Genomic DNA, 26,512 nt, shown 5'->3' with positions numbered 1-26,512 from the left:
TTAGTTTTTAATAGAACCTAGACATAATTCTTTCATCTCTAGTACTATTTTTTGCTTGCGCAAGCTCGAAATACCAAGATGGTCTAGATAGAATTTATCGTTAATTAGCTCTTTGCAGAGTACTACATCTCTACTTAATAAAAATTGTTTTTCTCTTTTAGTAAGCAAATTAGAAACTGTAATAGGATAAAGTCCGGTATGGTCTATTCTATCTTTTATTCCGTTTCCTTTGGGAGTGTCCCAGCTCAATAATTTAATATTTGAACATTTTCCATAAGCCAAGGCATCTGCTGTAAACCTAGTATTGGTAACTACCCAGCCTTGAGTGAATTCATGTTTGTTAGTGGATGATTTTTGCTCATTATGATTCTGAAGATCTCGAAATCTGGAATCTACATACATAGGGATCTTTACATCACAATTTCTACCCTGGTCTCCATGAAATTTACATTCCATAAATAAGGTCTCCTTGCCTTTAGTGGCTATAACATCTATTTCATGCTTTACGCATAATCCTGGTAACACCTTGCCCACAGTAACTTCATAACCCAAATTTTTAAATAGTGCAGCTATAAACTTTTCAAACGGGAAACCTGTTGGACCAAGTTCATATATCGCTTTTTTTAGTTTATATTTTGAAGCAAGGCAATTGCTCTTAGCTTTAAGTAATTTAAAGGCCCGATTATATATTTCTTTAGTTGAAATACCTTCATACATTTCTAGCTTTAAAGTATCTAGGATCTCTTTTATAATCAAATCACCAGCACCGGCATGCTTTAAAGAGTGCGCAACACTATCTGCAGAAAAAAGAACGCTTTCTCCTGATGCTTTTATAATATGTAACTTAGAGAGATCCATTTAATTTTTTTCGCTTTACTAAATTGAAGTTTTGAGATTATTAAAAATCTATTCTTATTTTTTGTGATGCATTACCAATAGAGGTACATGTGGCTTAAAGCCAATTTCATGCACTAAAGTTTTAGAAAAAATAGAGGCTAGAAAACCTTGTTTTTTATTGATTAGCGCTAGCATATCAGAATTTCTACTTTCTATGAAAGAATGTATTCCGGTAACCAGTGGAATGTCTGTTAAAGTGTGGAAAGTATGCACTACATCTTTTAAATATTCTTGAAGTTCTTTTTTATTTTTCTCTTGTTCTTTGCTTAGATTATCTTTCTTCTGAATATGTAATACTCTAATAGCAGCTTTTAATTTTGAAGCTACCTCTAGCAATTCATTAAGTTCATGAGATGCTACAGAAGATTTGAAATTGGTAGCAAATACTACTTCTTTTCTGGAATGTTCTTTAAGTTGAATGGTTTGAGGAACCACTATTACCGGGCAATCTCTTAATTTTTCCATTACATCTACAGAATTACTACCGTATAAGAATTTGTCTGATGAATTTTCTCCTAGCGTTCCCATCATCAAGAGATCTATTTTCTTATTCTCTACGGTGGTTCTAACAGCTTCAAAAACGCTGTTATAGGTAGATATCATTTCAAATTTATGATTATCATTATCTGATCTTATAGTTATCGCATCCATTAGTTGCTCTAGGCCTTTTTCTGAATTTTCTCTAGCTTGCTCATATGCCTTATGTCCTGGCTGTGGGGGTAAAATACTATCTGTAGTTAAATGATAAAGCTGGAAAGCATTCAAAATATAGAAGGTACATTTATCATCTTTAAATAAGTCTGTAGCATATATTAAAGCATTCCATGCGGTTCTGGAGAAATCTGTTGGTATAAGTATTTTCTTTTTCATCTTAATTTGAATTAAGTTATAAAACTACTGACCTTGACAGCTATAAAAAATGACCAGTGTCAGTTTAAGCTATAAGCTTACTGTTATGATTTTTTGTGAAGTACCAAAACAGGTATCAAAGCATATTTTCCAACATCTCTATATAAATGCGTAAAGAGTAGGTTTTCAAAAAAACTATGCTTCTTATTAATGAATGCAATCATATCACTACCTCTACTTTCTGTAAAGCAATAAATACCTACAGGTACGCTTACATGTGCCAGAGAATGAAAACTGTGTGGAACATTTTCCAGATGGGCATCTAATAAACTTTTATTTTTCTTCTGATTTTCACTCAACCCACTGCCTTCGTCTATATATAACATACGTATAGAAGCATTGGTCTCATTAGCTAGTTTTATTAGATATTTAAGATCATTTTTTTTCTGTGAGTTTTTATAGCCATTTACCAGAACAATTTCGCTTAAACCTGAAAAAGCAACATGAGAGGGTATAGCTAGTATGGGACAGTTCTTAATTTGCTCCATTATTGCTATGGTATTACTTCCATAAAGCGTTTGATATGCGCCCGTACTACCTTGAGTTCCAATTACTATACATTCGTATTCTTTAGAATTAATTTCAGAAGATATGGCAGCAATAAGACTTTTGTTCTCTGCAAGGCTATGGAAAACGTGTAAAGGATTGTGGTAAGTGATCTTCAAGATCTCCATTAATCGCTGCAAGTCATGATTGGCAAGATCTAAGGCTTTTTTAAGTGCTTCTTTGGCCGGAATGGGAGTAAGCTTGCTAGAATCATGATAATCGTTTACATCATAAGCGTGTAGAAAATAGAAATTACAAGCCTCATCTTTATAAAGTGTGATGGCGTAAATGATAGCATTCCATGCATTTTCAGAAAAATCTGTAGGAAGGAGAATGTTTTTCATGATTTCTAATGTTTATGTTCATTTGCAGGTATAATTAGGAAGGGTGTTTTAACATGAAAACCAATTTCATTAATAACAGGTCTAAAGAGTAAATTTTCGAAAAAAGAGTGATGATTATTGATCATTAACAGGAGATCTGTTTCATTTTCATTTTGAAAATCATAGATAGCCTGTGGTACGCTTTTATTATTGACCGTATAAAATTTATGAGCATAGTGATCAATTTTTTCTATCAATTGATTTTTACCTCGTTCCTGATCTTGCTCCATGCCTGTTCCAAAGATGACATGTAAAATATTCAATTGAGATTGGTAATTGTCTGAAAGTAGATCTAGAAATTTAAAAGGCAATATGCTGTAATCTATCTCAAAATCTGTTGGAAATAATATGCTGTGAACAGGTTTAAATTTGAACTGAGAAGGAATTGCTAATAATAGACAAGGAGACCTTTTTATAACATGTACTGTATTAGACCCGAATAAAATTTGAGCAGCTCCCGTAGCACCTTTAGTTCCCATAACTACAAGATCTATATTCTTATCTGCTACCTGTTCCTTTATTTCATCTGTAAGAATATTAAAAGCAGCTATCTTTTTAATAGTATGTTTTGGATTGTTATAATCTGCTCTAATTCGCTTTTCTACTCTGGTTAATCCACTTTCTGAGTTTATTTTGTAAATTTCATCCAAACTTATCTGGCTGGGACTGTATAAAATATATTCTGTATCATATAAAACAGGTGTATAGGTATTTAGAAGATAGAAGGTGCATTCTACATTTTTAAAGAGATTTATTGCATAATCTATAGCGTTATAAGCGTTTTCAGAAAAATCTGTTGGAAGAAGAATTTTTTTCATTAGTATGGAATTTAGCACCACTTAAAGCTAAAGACAATCTGCATGAAATAGTATGACAATTGTCAGTTTACCAGATTTTTACATTATCTCTCTATGATAATTTTGAAGAACTAAAAATGGAATTTGAGGTTGAAGTCCGATCTTATCTATTGTAGAAGCTTGAATGATGTTTTCTAGATAGGTATGTCTTGATCTTACCATTACCAGAAGATCTATATTCATAAAATCTAAGTGTTTTAATATAACCTCTGTTTTATCTCCTTCACCTGCTCTATGAAAATTGAATACATCATCTTTAAATTGCTCTTTCAGAAAAGATTGATTGTCTTTCTGACGATATGAGTTAATGGGGAATTTAGAAATGTAAAGCATATGAATTTCAGACCTGTAAGATCTTGCCATGTCTGCTACTAACTTTAATTCTCTGCGCTGATATGGAATTAGAAAATTGGTTGGAAAGAGAATTTGCTTAGGTGTTTTATACACGTAATTTTCTGGGATGCAAAGCACGGGGCATTGCACATATTTCATAACCTGAATGGTATTGGTGCCATAGGTAAGAGATTTCTCATTGGTCTTTCCTCGGGTGCCCATTACGGCAACATCTATGTTCTCTATATTTATAAGGTCATTTGCTTTATCTACCAGCAAACCGTACGATGATTTTATGAAAAATTGATGCTTAGGATTAGGAGATAATTCCTTGATAGCTGCAAGGATCTCTTTTAGCTGAGATTTTGAATTTTTCTTAGCGTTCGCCTTTTTTTCTTGGAATTGATCTTCAGTAAGTGCAGCCTCATTACTATAAACTTCATCTGCATAAGCGTGAAGCAGATAAAATTCGCTTTTTTCATACTTAAATAGCGAAACAGCATATTTTAAGGCATTGAAAGCATTTGCAGAAAAGTCGGTAGGCAATAATATCTTTCTCATAATAAAGTAATTGAACCTTAAAAGTAAGAGCTATTAGCCTATCAAACTATGATGAATATCAGTTTAGGCTCCACTAAGAACTAAGTAAATAATTGTGTGCGAATCTTTTATGCATCAACATGATTTAAAGAGAATACTTTTATCCACCAAAAGAATGATATAGTATTACCTAACAAGCTGTAGCTTATGGTAATTTAAGATCTTGATATCTCTTCCATTAATATCTATTAATCGTTCTTTTTTTAGGAACGATAAACTTCTAATTAAGCTTTCTGTTGAAATTCCTGCTACGTTGGCGAGATCATTTCTGCAGATCTTTATAGATTGATGAGGTTTATTTTCAATATTTTCTGCAAACTGTAAAATAGTATTAGATGTTTTTTTAAGAACAGATCCATAGGCCATTTCGAGTAGATGATTTTTTAATTGAGAAAGCTTGTCGGATAATAATTGTGCTAGTTCTAAGCTAAGATTAGAACTTTGTGATAGTAGCTCCTGAAATTTTGAGTTAGAGATCCGTAGAAGTTTGGAAGTTGTTAAACACGTGGCAGTTTCTGGGTAGGAGGATATTTCTTTAAATGAGTAAAATCCAAAGAACTCATTTGGTTTGTAAAGCCCTGTTATTAATTGTTTACCATATTCATCCATTCTGTGGATCTTTACCAATCCACTTTCCACTAAATAGACATAGTTGGCATGTTTTTGCTCTTTATATACAGGTTTGTTCTTAATAATATCAATTTCTTCTGCTTCAGTTCTAAAATAATATAACAAGTCTTTGAGCGATGTTATGGATCTTAATTTTCTGCTTTTAAAATTATTAGTGGGTACTGTGAGCTTAGCAGATTTAACTTTAGAAAGAGTGTTATTTATCTTGTCTAATAATGCTTTTGCTGAAAATGGGTAGGTTATATAATTTTCGTTTAAGGAGTTCTCTATTATTCCCGGAGCATTAAGATCCAACAAAGAAGTGATTATTATTATTGGGATGTGAGCTCCAAAATCTTTTTGTAATGCTAAATATGCACTATAAGAATTAGAATTACGCATGGAAATACCCCAAAACAGAAGATCGGGTTTTGAAAGTTTTAATTCGAGAATGGCATCGCTGCTACTTTCAGCAATGAGCACCTCGCAATCGGAATCTGTTAGGATTTTTTGAGTGCTACTCCTTAATTGTATAGAATCAGCTATCAGTAATATCTTTATGTTACCCCTCATACTTGTAGAATTTATTTGGGGAGAACGTTTTAAGTGTTTAGCGATGAGCTAAGCTTTAGCTAAAGAGATCTTTAAAAAAGGTAATTTAAATTCACTTACTATTTAAGTTTTTGAATTACAGGTATTTAAAATAATCATTATTTGTGTTACACCCAATTTTAATATCATAATGTTTTTAGGGAAAGCTGATAATTATCATAATCAAATCTTACAATGTTGTTTAACTTTATAGCAAGTGGATTAGATTGATAGTGCATGAGAGTTTCGCGTATCTTGGTATCTATATTCATGTATAATTATAAATAATATGGAGCATCCATTGTGCCAGAGTTGTGGCTTTGTTTTACTAGAGGAGAATAAAGGAACTAATAGGGATCAATCTATAAATGGAGAATATTGCATTCACTGTTTCCAAAATGGTGAATTTACAGATAGTTCTTTAAGTATTCATACCATGGAAGTTAGATTGAATGATATGGCCAAGATCCATAATGAGCTTTCCATGGAAGAAGCCCAGCATATAATTCATTTATTACCAAGCCTTAAAAGATGGAAGATGGATTTTATCTAATTTCATTTTCAAATTCCTTTATCAGAATAAATTAAAGCTATGAGCGAAAATCCGTATAATTTTGAAGGATTAAATGATGAGGAAGTCTTGCGTTCTAGAAAATTGCATGGTAGTAATTCTATAAATAAGGTTAAGGGAAGCAGGTTATTAAACGTGTTCAAAGATATATTTCTGGAGCCGATGTTTCTTATCTTGTTAGCCACTGCTAGTATTTACTTTATTTTAGGCAGTTATAATGAAGGCATATTCTTGTTATGCGCCATCGTTTTGATCTCTACCATCTCCTTTTATCAAAGCGCTAGAAGTAAGAAGGCTCTCGATGCTTTAAAAGAGTATACCCAAACCCTTAGTACCGTTATAAGAAATAATGAGCTCGTTGAGATACGATCTGATGAAATCGTAATTGATGATCTGGTGGTAGCTTCAGAAGGAGAGTTGATAACTGCAGATGGAGAATTACTTCAGCTAAATGATTTTACCGTAAATGAATCTATTTTAACGGGAGAAGCCTTTAGTATTTATAAAGAGCTGGAAGATCCTGAAAAAAATCTGGTATTTAAGGGTACAGCAGTAGTTTCCGGGCAATGTGTTTTTAAAACCAAACAGGTTGGTGCAAATACTAAATTAGGAGAGATCGATACTTCCTTAGGTAAAATCAAAAAGGTTAAATCTCCGCTTCAAGAACAGATTTCCCGTTTTGTTAAAAAAATGGCTATTATAGGTATTGGTATCTTTCTCATTATCTGGGGTATCAGTTTTAAAGCTTCAGGAGATCTATTAGATAGTTTGCTGAAGGGATTAACTATTGCTATGTCTGTATTGCCGGAAGAAATCCCTGTTGCTTTTGCTACTTTTATGGCGTTAGGTGCCTATAGATTGATGAAATTGGGAATTGTAGTAAAGCAAACTCAAACTATTGAAACACTGGGTTCTGTAACTGTTCTTTGCACAGACAAAACAGGTACAATTACAGAGAACCGCATGGAACTTACCAAGATCTATACACACTTAAATTCAAAGACGAGCAGTGACCAAAATTGGAATTCTGAGGAAGCATTTAACCTCATTGAAACTGCAATGTGGGCGAGTGAGAGTGTTCCTTTTGATGCCATGGAGAAATCACTTCATCATTTCTATGAAACATTAGCAGAAGTTGATGAACGTCCAGATTATAAAATGATCCATGAATATCCATTGGGGGGAAAGCCACCAATGATGACACATATTTTTCAGAATGAACAGGGATCTAGAAAAATTGCCATGAAGGGTTCTTTAGAAGCTGTACTAGAACATTCAATTCTCACTAAGGAAGAAAAAAGCAATGTAGAAAGTATCGCGGCGCAATTAGCCTTAGAAGGTTTAAGGATATTAGGGGTAGGTGCAGCAGATTTTAATGGAGATGAATTTCCAAAAACTCAGCAGGAATTCAGGTTTAAATTTATAGGCATTCTTGGATTTTATGATCCGCCAAAAAAGAACATTGCCGAGACGCTGCAAAAACTTTATGCAGCTGGTATAAAGATTAAAATTCTAACCGGAGATAATGAGATCACGACAGCTGCTATTGCCAAGATCGTAAATTTTAAAAATGAGCATACCGCGATAACAGGAGAAGAATTAATGAAGCTTTCTTCTGAAGAGTTTGAACAAAAAGTAAGAGATACTAATATTTTTACCAGAATATTTCCGTAAGTAAAATTAAAGATCATCAATACCTTAAAAGCACAAGATGAAATTGTGGGGATGACGGGTGATGGAGTGAATGATGCGTTGGCTTTAAAGGCAGCTCATATTGGTATTGCCATGGGAAAAAGAGGTTCTGATATTGCTAAAGAATCATCATCACTTATTCTCTCTGATGATGATTTTAGTAAAATGGTAGATGCTGTAGCCATGGGAAGAAAGATCTATGTAAACCTGAAAAAAGCAATTCAGTACATTATTTCAATTCATATACCTATAATTTTAACAGTGGCATTGCCCGTAGTTCTTGGATGGATCTATCCGGTTATTTTTACTCCTATACATGTAATATTTCTTGAACTTATAATGGGCCCCACTTGTTCTATAATCTATGAAAATGAACCTTTGGAGAAGTTTAGTATGACGCGTGCACCTCGAAAAATGAAAGATACATTTTTGCGGTGGAGAGATCTCACGGTTAGCGTCATTCAAGGTTTAGTGATAACAATAGGATGTTTGTTTATATACCAGTTCGCTATTAGAAATCTTTATTCTGAAGAAGCCACAAGAGCTATGGTTTTTAGTACATTAATAGTTTCTAATATATTTTTAACGCTGGTTAATAGATCATTCTACCATTCTATTTTCACCACCTTACGTTATAAGAACAAACTCATTGGCGGCATTGTAATTTTAAGTTTTATGCTTCTTGCAATTATATTATATCAACCTTGGGTAGCCAATCTTTTCGAAGTAACGGCTCTTAATTTATCTCAGTTATTAATTCTATTTATCACAGCGTTTGTTATTGTTTTCTGGTTCGAGATTTATAAATGGATAATCAGAAGAAATCATTCCGGATAATTGGTCATAGAATGATAAATATCATAAGCGGAGGTCTATTAAATAATTAACTTTAAAAGAGAAATTAAATTTAATTATTATGGCAAAATTAGATAAACTCATTGCAGAAATAACCGGTCTCACCCTGGAGTTGGAAACTTCCTATCCTAGTATTTATAGATTTTTAGAAGAACAGGAAGTAACTTTACCAACCTTTGAGCATCCAGAAATGACGGAAAAGATCTTTACTGAATATCTAGAAAATTTAAAGCAACTTCTATTTCGCTATAAGCAATCACATCTAAAATAACTATTAGCCACCTTGTATTTATAATTCTGAGGAGAGATTAAAAATATAATAATAAGGAGTTTATGTTTACTTTTTAATCAATCTGGCTTGCTACTCTATTTTTAATAAACTGTATTGAAACTAAGTAATGGAATACTGGTTATATTATCCATTTTCTTTACAAGATCTTGGTGAGAACCTGCATTAAATTCAGATTTGTTCTTCCGTTCCATCATAGCAACCATATCGGTGTTCGTGGTAAGAAGATATTCATTTAAGGTTTTAAGAATGTTCTCAGAAAATATTAGCTTAAATTCAAAATTATCTAAAGCCACTTTTTCCGCCAGTAAAGTTTGAAATCCTATAAGCCGCTCTTTTGTTAGATATTCTTCATAGGCATAGATATGTAAGATAACAATACTAATTTTTAAAGGCGCAAAGATCTTTACAATTTGATTTAGGTTATAAATGTCATCTTCTTCAAAATCGCTGGTATAAACGATGGTCTCCAGATTAATGAACTCAAAAGTAGGAGGGATGGCCAGTATAGGAAAAGTAGAAGCAGCTATCATTGCATTGGTTATGCTTCCAAAATTTTTAGCTTTAAACGGACTATTACCGTGAGTTCCCATTATTAAAAATGCTATATCCAGATCTTTAATGAAATTGCAGATCTTCTTTGGTATATTTTTGCCCTTTTTGATAATTGCCCGGATCTGTAGAGAATCGAAATTTGCTTTTAAATGAATGCTACAATACTCTTGTAACAGTTGTACTCTCGTATCTAGAATAGCCTGATTGTCTGATGCAGAATGATACTCATCATCTTCTTCGGGATTGCAAATATTAAGTACTATTAGTTCCTTTTTAAGCAAGTTACTCATCTTAAAGGCATATTGTAATGCTGCAATAGAGTTGCGAGTAAAATCTGTAGCACATACTATTTTATTCATAATTTAGCTTTTATTTTAAGTTTTCTATTATTCGCTTTCATTCTTTTTAAGCGCTCTTGCTTTTTTTCTTTCTAATTTTTTGAAATATCCTTTAAATAAAAAATTATGTTTTAGAGCTTCCATATTTTCATCAAATTTTTCTGATGCCGATTCTACATTTTTCAGTGTTTGTTCAACATTAGAAGCAATAATTGTATCTGTAAGAATGCTATTAAAAGCACCTTCTTCTGAATTCAATTTATTTGAAAAAGCATTAAGATGCATAGAGATCTGTTTTATTTGAACAGATGAGGTTTCTATATTCTGCATAATAGAATCTATTTTTCCAGCTGTAATGGTGTCATTAAAGATCTTTCCTGCAGCACTGTTATCCATATCAAACTTTGAGATAGTAGCATTTAAATTTGATATAGTTCGTAGTGCTAGCTTACCTGCTTGCTCAAAATTTGAGATACTGTTCTCAAAATTTTCTGCCAGTTCTTCACTTTTAAGCAAAGCACCAATAGTTCCTTCTCCATTATTAATAGCGTTCGAGATCTTCAACAGATCTGCAGTAAGTAAAGCTGCATTCTCATTGGTAGTATTTAGTGTAGTTAGCATATCTGCCGTTGCTATCTTACTTATGGAGGCTATGGTATCTCCATTTCTTAAGGGTTCGTTGATATAATTATCTACAGGTACAATATTTACAATCATACTCCCTACCAAACCATCAGAACTTATAGTAGCCTGTGCATTAGATCTAATAAGTTTCATAGCGCTATTATCCACCTTCATATCAACACATATGCTAGTGTCATTAAGAATGGTAATTCCTTTAACAGTTCCAACATTCACTCCGCTAAATCTAACATTGTTACCAATTTGCAGTCCGTTTACATTTTTAAATATCGAAGAGACATCACTGGTGTTTCCAAACATATTTTGTCTGCTTCCTATAAAATAGATCGCCAAAACAAAGATGAGTATTGCAACGGTTACAAATACTCCCAGGAGCAGATTCTTGTTTTCACCTTTTTCCATAATACTCTATTTAAAAAATGCTTTCACTTTTGGATCTTTACTTTGCTGTAATTCATTAAATGTGCCTTCCACATAATTAATCCCATCTAAGATCAAGATCATTCTGTTGGAGATCACTCTGGCACAATCTACATCATGCGTAATTATAAGAGAGGAGGTCTTATATTTTTTCTGAATGTTGCTCATAAGTTCTATGATCTCCTTAGATGTTATAGGATCTAAACCTGTAGTAGGTTCATCATATAAAATGATCTTCGGCTTTAAGATGAGTGCTCTTGCCAGGGCAATTCTTCTTTGCATTCCTCCAGATAATTCTTCCGGCATTAGATCTATTACATTTTCTAATCCTACATTGGTTAATGCTTCTAGAACCAGCTGGTCTGTATCATCAAGATCATTAGGTCTTGTATGTCTTCTCAATGGAAATTCAAGATTTTCCCTAACCGTCATAGAATCATAGAGTGCGCTTCCTTGAAAAAGAAATCCGATACTTGTTCTAAGAATATCCATTTCCTTTCTACTTAACCCGGCTATATTCTTTCCTAGAATCTCAACACTTCCTTTATCTGGATCTAAGAGTCCTACCATGCATTTAATAAGAACAGACTTTCCAGCTCCAGATTTCCCCATTAATACTAAATTTTCTCCTTCGTATAACTTCAGATTGAACCCTTTTAATACTTCTAGGGTGCCAAAGCTCTTATGAAGATCCTTGATTTCCAGTACCGGTTTTGTTGTATCAAATAGAGTTGATTTCATAAGATGATCAATAAAAAATATCTGAAATAAATACTGCTATAAAATCAATAATAAATAATAACATAGAAGTGAATACTACAGCAGAATTAGAAGCCCGGCCCACACCGGCGGTACCTTTTTTACTGTTGTAGCCTTTAAAGCAACCTACCAAACCAATGGCAAATCCAAAAAAGTATGATTTTACGGTTGCCGGTAGCACATCACTAAATTTAAGAGCATCAAAAACCTGATTGAAATATAATAGAAAGGAGACATCTCCTTTAATATTCTCTATAATGGCAGACCCAATAAGCGCAATAAAATCTCCTACAAATATGAGTAGCGGTAACATTAGCGTGGTGGCTAATATTCTTGTTACCACTAAATACTTAAAAGGATTGGTACCAGAAACTTCCATGGCATCTATCTGTTCTGTAACTTTCATAGAACCCAATTCTGCACCAATACCAGAACCAATTCTTCCTGCACAAATAAGCGCAATAATTACAGGCCCTATTTCCCTTACTATAGAGATGCTAATCATAGAAGGCATCCAAGCTACAGCACCAAATTCCTGAAGTGTAGGTCTGGATTGAAGGGTAAATACCAAACCTAAAATAAACCCTGTTACGCTTACCAATAGTAAAGATCTATTGCCCATGTTGTAACATTGCTTCAAGAGTTCTTTAAATTCGAAGGGTGCCGTAAAAACTTCTTTAAAGTATCTTCCAGCAAATGCAGATAGATCTCCAATTTCTACAAAGAAGGATTTTAAGTTAGTAAGAATTGCAGAAGATGACACCATAGCATTGCTATTAGAGTCAAATATAGAGAAGGAAGCTATCCATAAAAATGATAAAAATCATCTTTAATAGTTAAATAGCTAAAAATAAGTAATTAGGGTAAGTGAATCTCTAGATTAATAATGAACAATCCATTTGTCTAGAAGCTGTTCATGTTTGTAGTTTTTAAGCAAATATCTAAGAGAATCGGGCATGGGATGTTTTGCTCTTTCTATTAGAACGTTGTTATTTTGATTCATGAGTAGTTCAAAATGCTCTTTATCCTGGTCTAAACGAAGGTCTATGTAATCTTTTTTATATTCATCTCCTTCTTCAAATTGTATTTCTCTAATGGTAGGGAAACTTTTATTGTGTACGGTAACTATATTCTGATCTAAATAGAATGCAGCAGAAGGTAATAGGTAATCAAAGACGATAAGTCGGTTTAGATCTGTTCCTTTTTTCTCCTTTACAAAGGAAACCAATTCTTTCACAGAATTAACAGTATACGGATTACTTCGGCTAAATATAGTATGTGTAAGCATAAGGCAAGCTATAAATGCTACCCCTAGATATTGCAGTTTCTGCCTGCTATTAAATGGAGAAAATTTAATAAAATATAAAAGAACTATAGCAACTAAAACTATTAGCGGAAGGCTATAAATAAGATCCATAGAGATTGACGGAATAAATAGAGAAACTACTAAACCAACTAATAGAAGTCCTAGTAATACCTCGTAAACCTTGCAAAACCATTTTAACTTCATATCCGAAATTTTATATAAAAGGTAACCACCTGCCAGCGCTAGGAAAGGATACATAGGGAGAATATAAAGAATGAGCTTGGAAGAAAAAGCAGAGAAAATAACAAAGATCAAAAGACTAATAATAGTTAATGTTTTGATGATAGTATGCTTTTGCAGTGCTTGTTTAATATTGCTAAAATAACTTGCTATTATAAAAAATACCCAGGGAAAACCTAATAAAGGAGCGAATAAGAGATAATACCAAAACGGTTTGCTTCTATGAAATTTTTCTGCATTGGTAGCACGCTCTACAATCTGTTTTTCAATAAAATAGTTCCATAATTTAGGGTTGTCTATTATAATAGCAATAAACCACGAAGCAGAGATCGCTACGAAAATTATTATTCCAAAAAGATCGTGCATGGAAAGTTTGATCCTCTCCTTTTTAACTATTAAATAGGTCGCTATAAAAATAATAACGGGAAGGATTGCAACCGGACCTTTTGTTAAAAAAGCAAACCCAAGAACCATGTAAAAAGCATATATCCAAATCTTAGAATGATGCACCTTATTTTGCAACCATAAATAGAGACTCCATAAGATAAAGGTTATTAGATATGCATCTGTGGTTAGATTTCTGGAGGCAATTATAACAATAGGAAAGCTAAGATAGATCAAGGCAGCCGCAACAGCTATCTTCTCATCTTTATATAGCAGTTTTCCAATTCTAAAGATCAGGTATATTTGAAGTATTAGTGCAATACCAAGAAAGAATCTCGCACCATATTCATTTATACCAAAAATCTTATATCCAATAGCGGTTATATGATAAGTGATAGGAGGTTTATGATAATGATTTATTCCCAAAAGATTAGGGGTAAGAAAATCTCCGGTTTTAACCATTTCTCTACTTATTTCTGCATATCGGGCTTCACTGCTCTCACTCAACCCAAAACTCCCTAGACCAATATTAAAAACAATGAAAATGAGCAGCAAGATCTTTAAAAAAGTAGATTTCATTTATATGGTATTAGTAAGCAAACTTAGATTTAAAATCTAAGTAGAATTTAAAGATAGAAAGTTCTATGTTCATGTAATAAAACCAAAGTTACTATAATTTTAAAACGGGTGATGTACAATTGCTAAATCTATTCTTTTAAGTGCGAATTATAGGGTTGATCAATATATTCATTTTGAATTTAATATTATCTTTTAGTAAAAACTGAAATAATTATCAGGTTCTTAGAATTATCGTACAATTTCTTTTAATTTCGTTATCCTTAGTTTATTTGGGAAATCCCAAATCCTATTTACAATACTTTTCTGTTTACTAAAAGAAAGTTACATAACTGTCCTAGTTCATTATTTATGGGTAAAAAATTAAACCAATTAGAGGCCACTGCAATTTGTGGAAACGATATAAGTTCCTCTTGTTTGTATGTATCTGCTTTAGCAATATTTTATGCTGGACAATACGCTTGGATTTCTTTGTTGATGGTTGCAGGGGTGTTATTTCTTTTCAGAAAGATCTATGGAGAAGTTGTTGGCGCCTTACCTCTAAATGGGGGAGCTTATAACGCACTTTTAAATACTTCTAAAAAATCTACGGCCTCATTAGCGGCTGCTCTTACAGTACTTTCTTACATGGCCACTGCAGTTATCTCTGCTAGTGAGGCTGTAAAATATGCATATAGCATCTGGGATTTTATTCCTGTACTTCCTACTACCATAGTACTTTTATTGTTATTTATGGGGTTGGTGATCCTTGGTATCGGAGAGTCTTCTAAAGTAGCTATTGCTATTTTTCTTTTTCACTTGGTATCTCTTACCTTGCTCTGTGGATTTTGCCTCTACTATTTCTTTACGCATGATTTTGATGTACTTATGGCAAACTTTAGAATGCCTGTTCATGGAAGTGTAAGTATGGCATTATTCTTTGGTTTTTCTGCAGCGATGCTTGGAATTAGCGGATTTGAGAGTTCTGCAAATTATGTTGAAGAACAAAAGGAAGGGGTGTTTCCTAAAACTCTAAGAAACATGTGGATTGTGGTTAGCATCTTTAATCCATTAATAGCATTTTTAGCATTGGCATTAATACCTATGGATGTAGTAGGTGCAAATCAGGAAGCTTTGCTATCATTCTTAGGGAATATTTCTGGAGGAAACTGGCTTTCTTTATTGGTAGGTATAGATGCTGCATTAGTACTTAGTGGAGCGGTATTAACATCTTTCGTTGGAGTAGGTGGGTTAATGGAGCGTATGGCTTTAGACAGGATCTTACCTAACTATCTTCTCAAAAAGAACAAGCGTAAAAGTCCTTACCTAATATTTATTGTATTCTTTATTCTCTGTACTTCGATATTATTTGTAACAGAAGGAGATCTGGCAAAACTTGCGGGAGTTTATACCATAGCATTTCTGTCTGTTATGGTACTCTTTGGAATAGGAAACCTATTATTAAAAATCAATAGAAAACAATTGCCTAGGCCAGAAAGATCTACATGGTTAGCATTAATAATTGCAATCGTTGCGGTGTTTGCAGCTATCATAGGGAATGTGGTACTCAACCCTAATTATCTGTTTATTTTCTTTCAATACCTTATTCCTACTTTGCTGGTTGTGTTCTTTATGCTTTACAGAAATTATATTCTAAGAGCTTTTCTAACGGTTATAGAAACTGTTTTTCCTATGGATAATAAACTCTTTAAAACGCTGCATAAAAGAACTCGATATAAGTTAGCAGAAATTAGAGGGCAGGAATTTGTTTTCTTTACCAATCATGATAATGTAGAGACCTTAAATAAGGTGATGCTTTATATGCGCAACAACGAGCCTACCAGAAGAATAAAGATAGTTTCTGTAACAGATAACAGCATGCATGTGGCAGAAAATTTGAAAGAAGATATTATGGTGCTAGATAGAGCTTATCCTGATATAAGAATAGAGTTTGTAGAAGAGAAGGGCGTATTCGGTCCAGAAAAGATCAAAGAATTATCAGAACGTTGGGAAATTCCTATAAATTTCATGTTCATAGGAGCTCCCGGAGAGAATTTTCCTTATCGCGTTCAGCAATTAGGAGAAGTTCGGGTAATTATCTAGAATATTTGATTCATTTTTCTTGTAAAAAGAGGTCTGCTAGATATCTTTTGAAGGCAGGTGGTATGAGCCTGAATGAAAATATTTTTAAGAAATGAGCAAAATCAAGCCTTTAAAGCTCTAAAAATAATTTTGTAACATTGATTTTTGTATTACAAAATCATATACATTTGGCTTACTAAATCAAACAATAATATATTTTAAAATGAAAAAATCTTTTTTGACTCTTGCAGCTATCGCACTTGTTTTAAGTTTTACTTCTTGTAAAGAAGATTCAGCTGAAAAAACTGAAGTTGAGGTTATTGAAACTGAAACTCCTGCTGAAGTAATGGAAACTCCTACTGAAGAAGTAGTAGATACCATCAGCGATGAGGCTTCTCAAGTTGAAGAAAATACTACTGAAACTTCTGTAAACTAATTCAGAATTTTCTTTATATTTTTAGAAAAGGCTTCCCATAGGAAGCCTTTTTTTATGCTCATTATTTAAGTTTAGCTATATTTTAAAATGGATAACCAATAGCTAAGTTAAAAACTAAATTATCTCTTCTCCATTGGGAGTTTCCAAAATCTACCTGATCTAATACCCATCTATTTCCTTTCTCAAAATAAGGAACTCTAATAGGAAAAGCAAGATCTGTTCTCAAGATCAAGAATTGTAAGTCAAATCTTAAACCCACCCCGGTACCTACTGCAAGTTCACTTAAAAAATCTCCGGAAAAAGCAGCTCCCGGTTTTTGCTCATCTTCATTTAATAACCAGATATTACCGGCATCTACGAATAAAGCTCCTTCTACAATACTAAATAGGTCTGCTCTAAATTCTGAATTCAATTCTAATTTAAGATCTCCAGATTGATCTGGTAAAAATGCATTATCATCTACCTCAAAATTATAAGATCCCGGGCCTATTGTTCGGGCTCTAAAAGCACGAATACTATTGGTACCACCAACAAAGAATTGCTTAATAAAAGGCAATTGGGTAGAGTTTCCATAAGGAATTCCTGCCCCCACAATTATTCTACTTGCCAGCTCTTTCCCTGGTCCTAATTTTAAATAATGTCTAAAATCATTTTCTAGTTTAATATATTGACTAAATGGGACACCAATAACTTCTTTTTGTTCTCCTTCCTTAGCATTGGCTCCAGTTACTAAACCTACAATGTTACCAGATAGATCTGCAGAACCCTGATAGAATATAGTATTGGTCTTTGCAGTTTCCATGGTATTGGTGTAGGTATACTTATATGTAGGCCCAAAAATTAGTTGTTCTTCTATTACTCTTCCTAATGATGGATTTTGAATTATTTGATCTTTGTATAGATCTGTAACATTAAAAGGTCTTACATAAGTAATTTCTGAAATATTAAGTTGATGTTCTTTTCTGATATTATCTTTCCATTGATATCCAAAAGAAGATTTAAAAGATTCTAGTGCATAAAGCTGAGATCTGGATTGAAAATCAAAACTCAATTTCGCTACGGTCTTTGGGATAAAAGCACTACTAGATTCTAAATTAAATGGAGTTATTAATCTTGGCCAAGACAAAGATGCTTCTCCTCCAAATCTATAAATATTAAATCCGCTATTATTAGAAGAGTATTGTGCTTCATATCCTGCTGAAGCCGAAATAGTTAGTAGTTCTGCACCGCGTAATGCATTCCTATTTCTCCAGCTTAAGGTAACATCTGTACCTAAATAATTAGCAGAATTGGTTTTACCTGTAAGTTCCAGGCGTATAGACTTCTTTGCTAAAGGAGTTAAATAATAATAGGCATCTAAGGCACCATCTATAGAGTCTGATGGTTTAAACTGATTTTTCACGAACTTAAAAGTTCCGAGGTTTACCAGTCTATTCAAAGATTTATTGTGATCTGTTCTATTGTACAATTCACCTTTCTTAAATAGTAATGATCTATCAAACACGCTGGGTTTAAATTTATTTTCAGGATCTAAAATGGTGAGATCTTTATAATAAATGGCAGCGCTAGAATCTTCAGCTAATGTGTCTTTATTGATAGAATAATCTGGATATACATAGATATTTCCAATAGTAAAAGTTCTTTGGGCAAGGATAGGGGTTTCATCTTTTACTTTCATCTTTATATCTACCTGATGATTCCCTGCGGTACTATCTACTTGAGCTAGTAAAAAGTCTGGATTAAAATAAAAATATCCAACCTCTTTTAATTTTGCATCTATTCTATCTCTTTCTGTTTTTATAACTTCAAGATCATATGGGTTGCCAGTTTTTAATAGAGAATTTGGTTCTGTTGCTTTAATATCTATGGTAAGCGGAATAGAGTCATTTGGAAATCTTACAGAATCTATAATATAGCGAGCACCCAATTGCACCGTATATGTGGAAGTTGCTTTTTTACCACTAGCGGAAGAGTCTGCGCTTGTTCTTGCATTAAAAAAACCTTTATTCTCAATGTAATTCTGAATAAGTTTGGTGTTATAGTCCATGTCTACTTGACTAAATAATACCGGTGGTTCTCCCATCTTATTTTTTAACCAATATTTAAAGCCTTTATCCTTTTTTGGTTCTCCCGCGATATTGTAAAACCATAATTTAGGTCTTAATCCTAAGATACTAGAGTTAGATCTTGGTCTTACCAAGCCTTCCAAATTCTCTTCAAAATAGGCGGTAGATTTTGAGGATAAGCTATCTCCTTTTACCTTTACGTTGGCTCCTGTATATAATAGTTCACCTTCAGCTAAATATTTGGTATTGCTGCATGCACTAAAAATTAGAGCCGCAACTAGAAGTAATAGAAATTGATTTATTTTCATTTGTTATCTGACTTATTTTTGTCTTTATTTCCTATAAACAGTTCTCTAAATCTATCATAATCCATAGTAATAATAAAAGAGAGTCCGGTTTCTACTACCTGCCCTTGTACAGCTACTTCATATTGATTCTTTCTATAAGCCCTGAGCAAATACCTTCCATCTTTAGAAAGCATATAATCGATTGCAACATCACCGGCAATATTGGTAGATTGCTGATTAGCGCCCTGCGGACCTTCCAATCCAAAACTACTACCTATGGTAACCTTTAATCTATCATTTAATAAAGATTTTGAAACTCCTACATTCAAATCTGTTCTGTTCTCTCGCTGTCCTGTGGTATAATCTTCTGAAGATTCAAGATCAAAATTTAACTGAACTCCATTTATTAGGTCTGCTGCAAGATCATTTAATTGCTGAGATAGAATTTTACTCACACTCTGTCTTGCTAATGCGCCTGCACTGGTGGCACCTGCTTCACTGGCAAAAGGATTCTCTCCAATAAATCTATTTAAAAGTAATAATGCAAAAACCTGTTTATTCAATTCTGAAGGTTGATCTCTAATTTGAGCCAGTTTTGCTCTTGTATTAGATAGCACTTCAGAAGCTACATTATAATTACCTTCTGGTAGAACAATGTCAAAACTGATGATTGGTTCTAATAGTTCCCCTTTCATATTCAATTTAGTTTGGAAAGGTAATTTTTGCTTATAGATATTTCTAGCTGAAGGGGTAAGCCCGGAAAGCTGATTGTCTAATAGATCTATAGGTGCTGTCTCAGATTTGTAGATAGCAGTAATATTAATATCTGCATTTGTAGGATCTCCCGTCCACAGTATGTAACTGCCTTTTTCTAATTCGAATCTTCTTTTAATAAAGTTGAAGGACATTTCATAAGCTCCATCAGATAATTCATATCTACCTGTTAGGCTTGTTTTTCCTGAAGGATCTATACCTGCTGAAAGTTGTGCATTTCCTTCCAAATTCAAGAAATCGCCATTAGCCTCATCTATTACTAAGGTGAATTTAGATTTATCGGTAACGGTAATATTTACTGAAACATCCATTCCTTCCAGCTCTGCATTAGAAAATTGCGCTTCCATTTGCTTTGCCTGAGCTTCTCGTAAACTTTGCTCATCTACAAATTCCACCACGCCTTCTCTATCGGCAATAGATGGATCTGGTTGAGGCATAACGATGGTGAAATCGGTATCTTCTTGAATGTCTATGGTTCCGCTCACTACAGGACTTTCTAAAGATCCACCAATTTTTAAATTACTGTCTAAATAAAGATCTCCGTAATAAAAGTCATTGTCTTTTGCGGTAGAGTTCACGGCGTGGAAATTATCTGCAGTAACATCAAGATCAAAATTGTAGCTGGTATAATCTGTAGTAGCAATACTTCCATCTATCACTAATTTATTATCATCTTCATCAAATAAAGTGAAAGTAGACATATTCATTCCCTTCTCATCAAACGCAATCCAGTCGTTCATGGTATGGAAATTTGCATTTAATTGATTAACCAGAAATCCTACCTCGTTAAATTTCATTCTACCAACAATGTTAGGTTCTGCAACAGTTCCCGAAATATCAAAATTCCCAGAAATATTTCCTGTACTTTCTGAGATGGCGCCAAAACTAAAACCTTGAATGCTCTTCACATTTAATGTTTTAATATCCAAATTCATATTTAATGAACCTTCTGTAGTTTCATAAGTTCCGGTAAGATCTACTTGATTGCCTTTTCCCGTTATATTAATATTGGTGTTTAAAAGAGTAGGGGTTTGGCTGCTTATCCTTAATCTGATATCTCCAACAGTATCTTTTTTGAAATTAAAATTGGCAATGTTTAGATCTGAAATTATTTTAGGTTTTGTAAACATATCTGCTAAAGATAATTCTCCATTTATCTGGCCACCCATTAACAAGGTATCTTTAGATATCATAGCACTTATCGTTTCAATTTTAAAACTCTCAAAATCTATATTTAGAGGAGAAGCAGGATCTTGCGTTTGAGAATTGATCTTAATAGCACTATTATTATGGCTTAAGTTGAAATTGGTTGCTAAAACGCCATTACTTGCAATCATAATTTGATTGTCTTGAGGAATGCTCCAATTTTCATAATCTAATAAAAGATTCTTTGGATCTAAAGAAAACAACGTGTTTCCAGAAGAGGTTTCCATAGTACCAGCAACCTGATAATGTGGCTGACCTTTAGAATTATCTATTCTAAGATTATAATCTACCATGTTATTTTCCACCTTTCCGGTAAGCGAAGTATAAGGCAATTTTATTTGCGGACTATCAACATCACCAATAGTGAGATCGTAGGTGAGGGCATTTCCTTCTGGGTGGATATCCAAAGCACCATTGGTGATCTTATAATCTAGATAATCCATTCTCGGGAAATTAGCCACCATCACTATTGTATCATTCACACTGTTAAATCTCCCGGAAATATTTAGTGGCTCCTCTAGATTTAAAGCAGGCATAATTTGCGTTAATAGAGGATCGCTTTGAACTTTTAATTTATAGCCAAAATTTTGATCTTTAATAGTGGCGGTATCTGCAACCGTATAGATCTCATAATAGTGGGAAAGAGATCTGGTAAGCGCCCCCCCAATTTTAGTAAGTTGAAATTGCCCTTTAATACTAGCCTCTAATAATTGAGATTCTAAAACTAAAGAGGTGCTATCTAATTTTGAAACTGCGGTTAATGAAATAGTATCTAATGGAAATTTCTTTTTTACATTATCAATAACAAGATCTGTTATATATACCTTTCCATTTAAGTAATCTGGATCTGCGCTTGTAAGCGCTGCTTTAATCTTTCCAGTGAATCTTAATGGAGTTCCGTAGAGGTTGAGGGAATCTAAGCCAACATTATTTAAATTGGTTTCTAGATTTAACGAGGGATGTTCTCCACTAAAACTTCCGGAAGCATTCAGATCAAAATCTAGATTAGGATCGTTCATTCCAGCTTTTAGGTTATAATCGCCCTTAGCTATATCGCCTTCAAATTTTAGATCTTTATAATTATAACTGTTGTATTGAGCTTTGGTAATTGTTCCAGAGGCACTTGCGGTAGCTGTTTTAGGATCTAGACCTCTCCCTTTTACCTTGGCATTCATGCTAACCACACCTATAGAATCATTTTGAATCAATCTACCAACATCAAAATTGGATAATTTAAGATTTCCGTCGTAAATCTCGTTCCCTTCGGTTCTCATATCCAAATTTCCATCAAAACTTGCATCTCCCGAGCTGCTTTTCAGTTTTAGATCTGCTTTAAAATTTTGCATAGAACCGGCAAAACTTCCTTTTAAATTCATTCTTTTCGGTAACGTGATATTACTAGGAATGGTTCCTTCTGGTACAAATTCTTTAATATCTTGAGCGGTAGAGGTAAATTCAGAAATATTTAAATTGAATCTGGCATTTTCTACATCTGGTAATCCTTTAATAGTTCCAGTAGCGCTTACTCTGGTGCTTCCAATTACTGAAGCGCTAAATTGCTCCACTTTTAGATCGTTCAATTTCCCAGAAATCTTACCATCTACATAAAGCACCGCATTTGGATTAGATTGAAACGGATTGGTATTTTTAAGTTCTGGAGCCAAGATCAAAATATCTTGAAATGCGATCTTACTCTCTTCAAATTCTGCATCTATTTCTATAGTTCCGGGATCATCTTGCATCGCTTCTAAAGATGGATATCCTAACACTACTTTTTTACGAATAATACTCTCCGGCGTTTCTATGTAAAGATCTTTTAGATAAGAAGAAGTACTAGCGTAAAGAAAATCGGTATGTAACGATTTAATATAAAGTCCGGATTTGTCTTTCATAGTAAATGCTGAAATAGCACCAGAAATACGATCTGCGGTATATTCAAGATCATCGGCTTCCAAATTGATATTGGTAAGTTCTAGATCCATATAATCTATTCCCTCCTCAACCGGCTTAGCATTTTCATCTTTAAATTTAAAATTGATATTGCTTAAATTGGTTTCAGCAACAGCAACTTTCCATAGAATCGGAGCTGAAGTAGCAGTACTATCTTGAGCGTTATTAACTAATTTTTCATCTTTAAGCAAAAGTACATTTCCATTAAGGCCATCAACTTCAAAGTCATTAATTACAACGTTTTGATCTGCAAAATTGAAATCATCAAAATCTAAGGATAACTCCCTAAGCGCGATCTTAGCATTCATTTTGCTCTGATGGCTATTGAATTTAATGTCGATATTAGAGAGCCGTATATCTTCGAGGTTTATGTTGAAAGGGGCAGTACTATCTGTTACGCTACTATTTTCTTCTGAAGGAGTTGCAATAGAATTAATTGCTAATGCATCCTGATATACTCTCAAGGTCAAGCCGTCCATATTGATATCTGGAACAGAAAAATTCATTTTATCAAGATCAAAAGTTTCTACATACGTATCAAAATGTTGAAGCTGAAGATCGATATTTGTTTTGGTGATAGCATCTTCAAATTTAAACTTGATCTGATCTAGTGCTATATCTCCTAAAGTAATGGTAGACGTTGCAGTGGTATCTGTGGTTGGCGTAGCAAAGGCTTCTATTATATAATCAAAATTAAAAACAGAATCTTTGTTTCTTTTAATATAAGCTTGAGTTCCTTCTAATTCTATAGAATTGATCTCTACATCACTGCTTATTAATTTAAAAAGGCTAATATCAATAGCTAATCTTTTACCGTAGATCAAAGTGTCTTGTTCCTGATCTTCAAAATAAAATCCTGAAAGCACTATCTTTTTTGGAAGACCAATCTCTAATCTGTCTATGGAAACGGGGGTATGGATTTTTCCTTCAATAAAGCTAACCGCTTTTTTCTTGACTACATTTTGTATTGCCGGAACTTGAAGCAATAAGACGATGAGTAGGAAAAGACCAATGATGATACCCACTATCCAAGCAAGTACTTTTAAGCTCTTCTTAACTGTTTTATTCAATTTCAGGATTTTAGAGGTAAAGATATAAAGTTATGCTATTAAAGGTGTTAAAAATATTAGAACAAAAGTTTTGAATTTATCATCAAAAATGGGCTACGCAGTTTGTTTGCATAGCCCATAATATTAATTTTAAGAGGATATAATTATTTATTCTCTTCTTTTGCCGGAACAGGGAACCCACGGTCTCTCATGAGTGCATCTATATTAGCATCTCTTCCTCTAAATTTCTTATATGCCTCTGCTGGATCCATAGCGTTTCTAGGGGCAAATAGAAACTTAACCAATTTATGAGCCACTTCTTTATCATAAAAACCTCCAGGAGCATTAGCAAAAGCTTCTGCAGCATCTGCAGTTAAGACATCTGCCCAAAGGTATCCGTAATATCCGGTTGCATAGCCTTCCCCAGAAAATACATGACCAAAATGAGGAGAACGGTGACGCATCACGATCTCTTCCGGCATGTTCAATTCTTTAAGAGTTTCTTTTTCAAACGTTCTTGGATCTCCAATCTTATCTGGATCTGTAGTATGATATTTCATATCCATTAAAGCTGAAGCTAAAAATTCTGTAGTAGCAAAACCTTGATTAAAAGTGGAAGCCTTCTTAATTTTAGCTACTAGTTCTGCCGGCATAGGCTCTCCTGTTTTAGCATTTAATAAGAATTTTTCTATCACTTTATCTGTAGATAACCATCGCTCTAATAATTGAGATTGGAACTCGGTATAATCTCTAACGCCGCTTTGAAGGGTTGGATATTTTACATCTGCAGATAAAAAGTGTAAAGCATGTCCAAATTCATGGAAAAAAGTTTCTGCATCATCCCATGAAACTAAGGAGACTTCTCCCGATGCAGGTTTTACAAAATTAGAATTATTAGAAGCAAGTACAGTTTCTTCACCCTCATAATTGGTGTAACTTCTATAGGTGGTAGCCCATGCTCCAGAACGTTTTCCTTTGCGTCCATAAGGGTCTAAGTACCAAAGTCCAATAAGTTTTTTACTGGTTTTATCTGTAACCTCCCAAACTTTTACATCTGGATGGAAAACAGGAACGCTACCTTCTTCTACAGGGGTAAAATCAAAATTGAATAATTCTCCTGCTGTAAAGAATAGCGCTTGTGTAAGATTGTCTAACTGGAGGTATTGCTTTACTTCATCAGAATCTAGATCATACTTATCTTTTCTTACTTTTTCTGCATAATATCTATAGTCCCAAGGTTTGATAGTGATGTTTGCATCTTCGGCATCTGCAAGCGCTTGCATATCTGCAACCTCTTCTTCAACTCTTGCAAGAGCGGCGGGCCAAACTGCATTCATAAGGTTCATAGCATTCTTCGGATTTTTGGCCATTCTGTTCTGCAATCTCCATTCAGCAAAATTTTCATAACCCATTAGCTCTACACGCTCATCACGAAGTTTTAAGATCTTAACAATGTTCTCATTATTATCGTATTCATCTCCATTATCTGCACGAGAATAGTAGGTTTTCCAAACTTTCTCTCTTAATTCGCGTTGTGTAGAATAAGTAAGAAAAGGATCCATAGAAGATCTACTGTTGGTTATTGCATATTCACCATCATGATCTCTGTCTTGAGCAGCCTTTGCCGCAGCTTTTACAAAAGAATCTGGCAAACCGCCTAATTGATCTTCATTTAGATATTCCACATAATTTTCTTCATCTGCAAGAATATTATTAGAGAAATCTGTATAAAGTTTACTAAGCTCTTTATTGATAGCTGCATAACGTTCTTTTGCCTTCGCGTCTAAATTAGCACCTTCCATGGCAAAATTTTCATAGATGAGCTGTACCACTCTTTGTTGATCTGCCTCTAAAGGCTCTTTTTTAGATTTGTCATAAACTGCTTTTATTCTCTTAAAAAGCTTCTCATTTTGTGAGATCTTAGAAGAATAATCTGAGATCTCCGGAGCTAATACCTGCTGAATTTCACGAAACTCTGGCGAAGAAAGGTTGCTACTCCAAATTCCATAATAAGTGAAGACTCTATCTAATGGCTTCCCGGCACTCTCCATAGCAAGTATGGTATTCTCAAAGGTTGCCGGTTTTTTGTTATTAGCAATTGCTTCTATTTGTTCTAGATGAAGCTTCATAGCTTCTTCCATAGCTGGTTTTAGTTGTTGCAGGTCCATTTTGTTAAAAGCTGGAACACCTCCATAGGGTCCGTTCCATTTTTGCAATAATGGATTGCTGAAATTCTGTTTCTCTGTCATTTCTGTAGCGTGTTGATTTTTTTCTTGCGCGCTCATCGTCATCATTGGCGAAGATCCTAAGGCTATTACCGTTAATACTTTA

At 33.7% G+C, this 26,512-nt stretch carries 20 protein-coding genes; 6 read left to right on the top strand and 14 right to left on the bottom strand.

The window, feature by feature from the left end; translation table 11 throughout:
• The 6 genes from BLT84_RS14915 to BLT84_RS14890 form a co-directional block, all read right to left on the bottom strand.
• Window positions 1–858 (bottom strand): restriction endonuclease, encoded by an 858-nt coding sequence (locus BLT84_RS14915; RefSeq protein ID WP_091267405.1) that lies wholly within the window; start codon window positions 856–858, stop codon window positions 1–3.
• 54 nt (window positions 859–912) lie between these two features.
• Complete coding sequence (locus BLT84_RS14910; protein WP_091267403.1) at window positions 913–1,767, bottom strand: universal stress protein; 855 nt, start codon at window positions 1,765–1,767, stop codon at window positions 913–915.
• Between the two features lie 83 nt (window positions 1,768–1,850).
• Window positions 1,851–2,696: a universal stress protein gene (locus tag BLT84_RS14905; RefSeq protein ID WP_091267400.1), complete on the bottom strand. Its 846-nt coding sequence runs from the start codon at window positions 2,694–2,696 to the stop codon at window positions 1,851–1,853.
• 5 nt (window positions 2,697–2,701) lie between these two features.
• Window positions 2,702–3,553 carry a universal stress protein gene (locus tag BLT84_RS14900; protein WP_091267395.1) on the bottom strand — a complete coding sequence of 284 codons (852 nt, stop codon included), beginning with the start codon at window positions 3,551–3,553 and terminating at the stop codon, window positions 2,702–2,704.
• A 78-nt stretch (window positions 3,554–3,631) separates the two neighbouring features.
• A complete protein-coding gene (locus tag BLT84_RS14895; RefSeq protein ID WP_091267392.1) occupies window positions 3,632–4,486 on the bottom strand; it encodes a universal stress protein in 855 nt (284 codons plus the stop codon).
• 165 nt (window positions 4,487–4,651) lie between these two features.
• Window positions 4,652–5,707 (bottom strand): cyclic nucleotide-binding domain-containing protein, encoded by a 1,056-nt coding sequence (locus BLT84_RS14890; RefSeq protein WP_091267389.1) that lies wholly within the window; start codon window positions 5,705–5,707, stop codon window positions 4,652–4,654.
• Window positions 5,708–6,014: 307 nt separating this feature from the next.
• Between BLT84_RS14890 and BLT84_RS14885 the strand changes: the two genes are divergently transcribed.
• From BLT84_RS14885 to BLT84_RS14875, 4 genes are all read left to right on the top strand, one after another.
• Window positions 6,015–6,278 carry a zinc ribbon domain-containing protein gene (locus tag BLT84_RS14885; RefSeq protein WP_091267386.1) on the top strand — a complete coding sequence of 88 codons (264 nt, stop codon included), beginning with the start codon at window positions 6,015–6,017 and terminating at the stop codon, window positions 6,276–6,278.
• Between the two features lie 39 nt (window positions 6,279–6,317).
• Window positions 6,318–7,970: an HAD-IC family P-type ATPase gene (locus tag BLT84_RS14880; protein WP_317039989.1), complete on the top strand. Its 1,653-nt coding sequence runs from the start codon at window positions 6,318–6,320 to the stop codon at window positions 7,968–7,970.
• Window positions 7,971–7,982: 12 nt separating this feature from the next.
• Window positions 7,983–8,825 carry an HAD-IC family P-type ATPase gene (locus BLT84_RS16360; RefSeq protein WP_317040004.1) on the top strand — a complete coding sequence of 281 codons (843 nt, stop codon included), beginning with the start codon at window positions 7,983–7,985 and terminating at the stop codon, window positions 8,823–8,825.
• Between the two features lie 79 nt (window positions 8,826–8,904).
• Entirely contained in the window at window positions 8,905–9,114 is a 210-nt protein-coding gene (locus BLT84_RS14875) for a hypothetical protein (protein ID WP_034888232.1), read from the top strand.
• Between the two features lie 101 nt (window positions 9,115–9,215).
• On the opposite strand, the gene BLT84_RS14870 is transcribed toward BLT84_RS14875, so the two are convergent.
• The 5 genes from BLT84_RS14870 to BLT84_RS14850 all read right to left on the bottom strand — a co-directional run bounded on the left by BLT84_RS14870 (window position 9,216) and on the right by BLT84_RS14850 (window position 14,355).
• Entirely contained in the window at window positions 9,216–10,046 is an 831-nt protein-coding gene (locus tag BLT84_RS14870) for a universal stress protein (RefSeq protein ID WP_091267383.1), read from the bottom strand.
• A gap of 27 nt (window positions 10,047–10,073) precedes the next feature.
• Window positions 10,074–11,069 (bottom strand): MlaD family protein, encoded by a 996-nt coding sequence (locus BLT84_RS14865; protein ID WP_091267380.1) that lies wholly within the window; start codon window positions 11,067–11,069, stop codon window positions 10,074–10,076.
• Window positions 11,070–11,075: 6 nt separating this feature from the next.
• Window positions 11,076–11,828 (bottom strand): ABC transporter ATP-binding protein, encoded by a 753-nt coding sequence (locus tag BLT84_RS14860; protein ID WP_091267376.1) that lies wholly within the window; start codon window positions 11,826–11,828, stop codon window positions 11,076–11,078.
• Window positions 11,829–11,835: 7 nt separating this feature from the next.
• Window positions 11,836–12,612 carry an MlaE family ABC transporter permease gene (locus tag BLT84_RS14855; protein ID WP_034888240.1) on the bottom strand — a complete coding sequence of 259 codons (777 nt, stop codon included), beginning with the start codon at window positions 12,610–12,612 and terminating at the stop codon, window positions 11,836–11,838.
• Between the two features lie 114 nt (window positions 12,613–12,726).
• A complete protein-coding gene (locus BLT84_RS14850; RefSeq protein ID WP_091267373.1) occupies window positions 12,727–14,355 on the bottom strand; it encodes an ArnT family glycosyltransferase in 1,629 nt (542 codons plus the stop codon).
• Between the two features lie 348 nt (window positions 14,356–14,703).
• Here BLT84_RS14850 and BLT84_RS14845 point away from each other — a divergent pair, with 348 nt between their 5' ends.
• A complete protein-coding gene (locus tag BLT84_RS14845) occupies window positions 14,704–16,434 on the top strand; it encodes an APC family permease (RefSeq protein WP_034888244.1) in 1,731 nt (576 codons plus the stop codon).
• Window positions 16,435–16,636: 202 nt separating this feature from the next.
• Entirely contained in the window at window positions 16,637–16,849 is a 213-nt protein-coding gene (locus BLT84_RS14840) for a hypothetical protein (RefSeq protein WP_034888246.1), read from the top strand.
• An 82-nt stretch (window positions 16,850–16,931) separates the two neighbouring features.
• On the opposite strand, the gene BLT84_RS14835 is transcribed toward BLT84_RS14840, so the two are convergent.
• The 3 genes from BLT84_RS14835 to BLT84_RS14825 form a co-directional block, all read right to left on the bottom strand.
• Window positions 16,932–19,223 (bottom strand): BamA/TamA family outer membrane protein, encoded by a 2,292-nt coding sequence (locus BLT84_RS14835; protein ID WP_091267370.1) that lies wholly within the window; start codon window positions 19,221–19,223, stop codon window positions 16,932–16,934.
• On the bottom strand, window positions 19,220–24,202 hold the full coding sequence (locus BLT84_RS14830; RefSeq protein ID WP_091267366.1) for a translocation/assembly module TamB: 4,983 nt from the start codon (window positions 24,200–24,202) through the stop codon (window positions 19,220–19,222). The genes BLT84_RS14835 and BLT84_RS14830 overlap by 4 nt, the downstream gene beginning before the upstream one ends.
• 143 nt (window positions 24,203–24,345) lie before the next feature.
• Window positions 24,346–26,466: a M3 family metallopeptidase gene (locus BLT84_RS14825; protein WP_231929550.1), complete on the bottom strand. Its 2,121-nt coding sequence runs from the start codon at window positions 26,464–26,466 to the stop codon at window positions 24,346–24,348.
• Between the last annotated feature and the right edge of the window lie 46 nt (window positions 26,467–26,512).

The sequence above is a fragment of the Gillisia sp. Hel1_33_143 genome (assembly GCF_900104765.1).
Classification (GTDB): Bacteria; Bacteroidota; Bacteroidia; order Flavobacteriales; family Flavobacteriaceae; genus Gillisia.
Note: the sequence above shows the minus strand (reverse complement) of the source record. Positions and strands in the feature narration are given on the sequence as shown.

Bases quoted from the DNA above. Each gene is read 5' to 3' on its own strand.
- BLT84_RS14835 (WP_091267370.1), bottom strand. From the start codon at position 19,223: ATGAAAATAAATCAATTTCTATTACTTCTAGTTGCGGCTCTAATTTTT.
- BLT84_RS14845 (WP_034888244.1), top strand. From the start codon at position 14,704: ATGGGTAAAAAATTAAACCAATTAGAGGCCACTGCAATTTGTGGAAAC.
- BLT84_RS14850 (WP_091267373.1), bottom strand. From the start codon at position 14,355: ATGAAATCTACTTTTTTAAAGATCTTGCTGCTCATTTTCATTGTTTTT.
- BLT84_RS14855 (WP_034888240.1), bottom strand. From the start codon at position 12,612: ATGGTGTCATCTTCTGCAATTCTTACTAACTTAAAATCCTTCTTTGTA.
- BLT84_RS14900 (WP_091267395.1), bottom strand. From the start codon at position 3,553: ATGAAAAAAATTCTTCTTCCAACAGATTTTTCTGAAAACGCTTATAAC.
- BLT84_RS14880 (WP_317039989.1), top strand. From the start codon at position 6,318: ATGAGCGAAAATCCGTATAATTTTGAAGGATTAAATGATGAGGAAGTC.
- BLT84_RS14825 (WP_231929550.1), bottom strand. From the start codon at position 26,466: ATGAGCGCGCAAGAAAAAAATCAACACGCTACAGAAATGACAGAGAAA.
- BLT84_RS14860 (WP_091267376.1), bottom strand. From the start codon at position 11,828: ATGAAATCAACTCTATTTGATACAACAAAACCGGTACTGGAAATCAAG.
- BLT84_RS14895 (WP_091267392.1), bottom strand. From the start codon at position 4,486: ATGAGAAAGATATTATTGCCTACCGACTTTTCTGCAAATGCTTTCAAT.
- BLT84_RS14915 (WP_091267405.1), bottom strand. From the start codon at position 858: ATGGATCTCTCTAAGTTACATATTATAAAAGCATCAGGAGAAAGCGTT.
- BLT84_RS14865 (WP_091267380.1), bottom strand. From the start codon at position 11,069: ATGGAAAAAGGTGAAAACAAGAATCTGCTCCTGGGAGTATTTGTAACC.
- BLT84_RS14910 (WP_091267403.1), bottom strand. From the start codon at position 1,767: ATGAAAAAGAAAATACTTATACCAACAGATTTCTCCAGAACCGCATGG.
- BLT84_RS14885 (WP_091267386.1), top strand. From the start codon at position 6,015: ATGGAGCATCCATTGTGCCAGAGTTGTGGCTTTGTTTTACTAGAGGAG.
- BLT84_RS14840 (WP_034888246.1), top strand. From the start codon at position 16,637: ATGAAAAAATCTTTTTTGACTCTTGCAGCTATCGCACTTGTTTTAAGT.
- BLT84_RS14905 (WP_091267400.1), bottom strand. From the start codon at position 2,696: ATGAAAAACATTCTCCTTCCTACAGATTTTTCTGAAAATGCATGGAAT.
- BLT84_RS14875 (WP_034888232.1), top strand. From the start codon at position 8,905: ATGGCAAAATTAGATAAACTCATTGCAGAAATAACCGGTCTCACCCTG.
- BLT84_RS14870 (WP_091267383.1), bottom strand. From the start codon at position 10,046: ATGAATAAAATAGTATGTGCTACAGATTTTACTCGCAACTCTATTGCA.
- BLT84_RS14890 (WP_091267389.1), bottom strand. From the start codon at position 5,707: ATGAGGGGTAACATAAAGATATTACTGATAGCTGATTCTATACAATTA.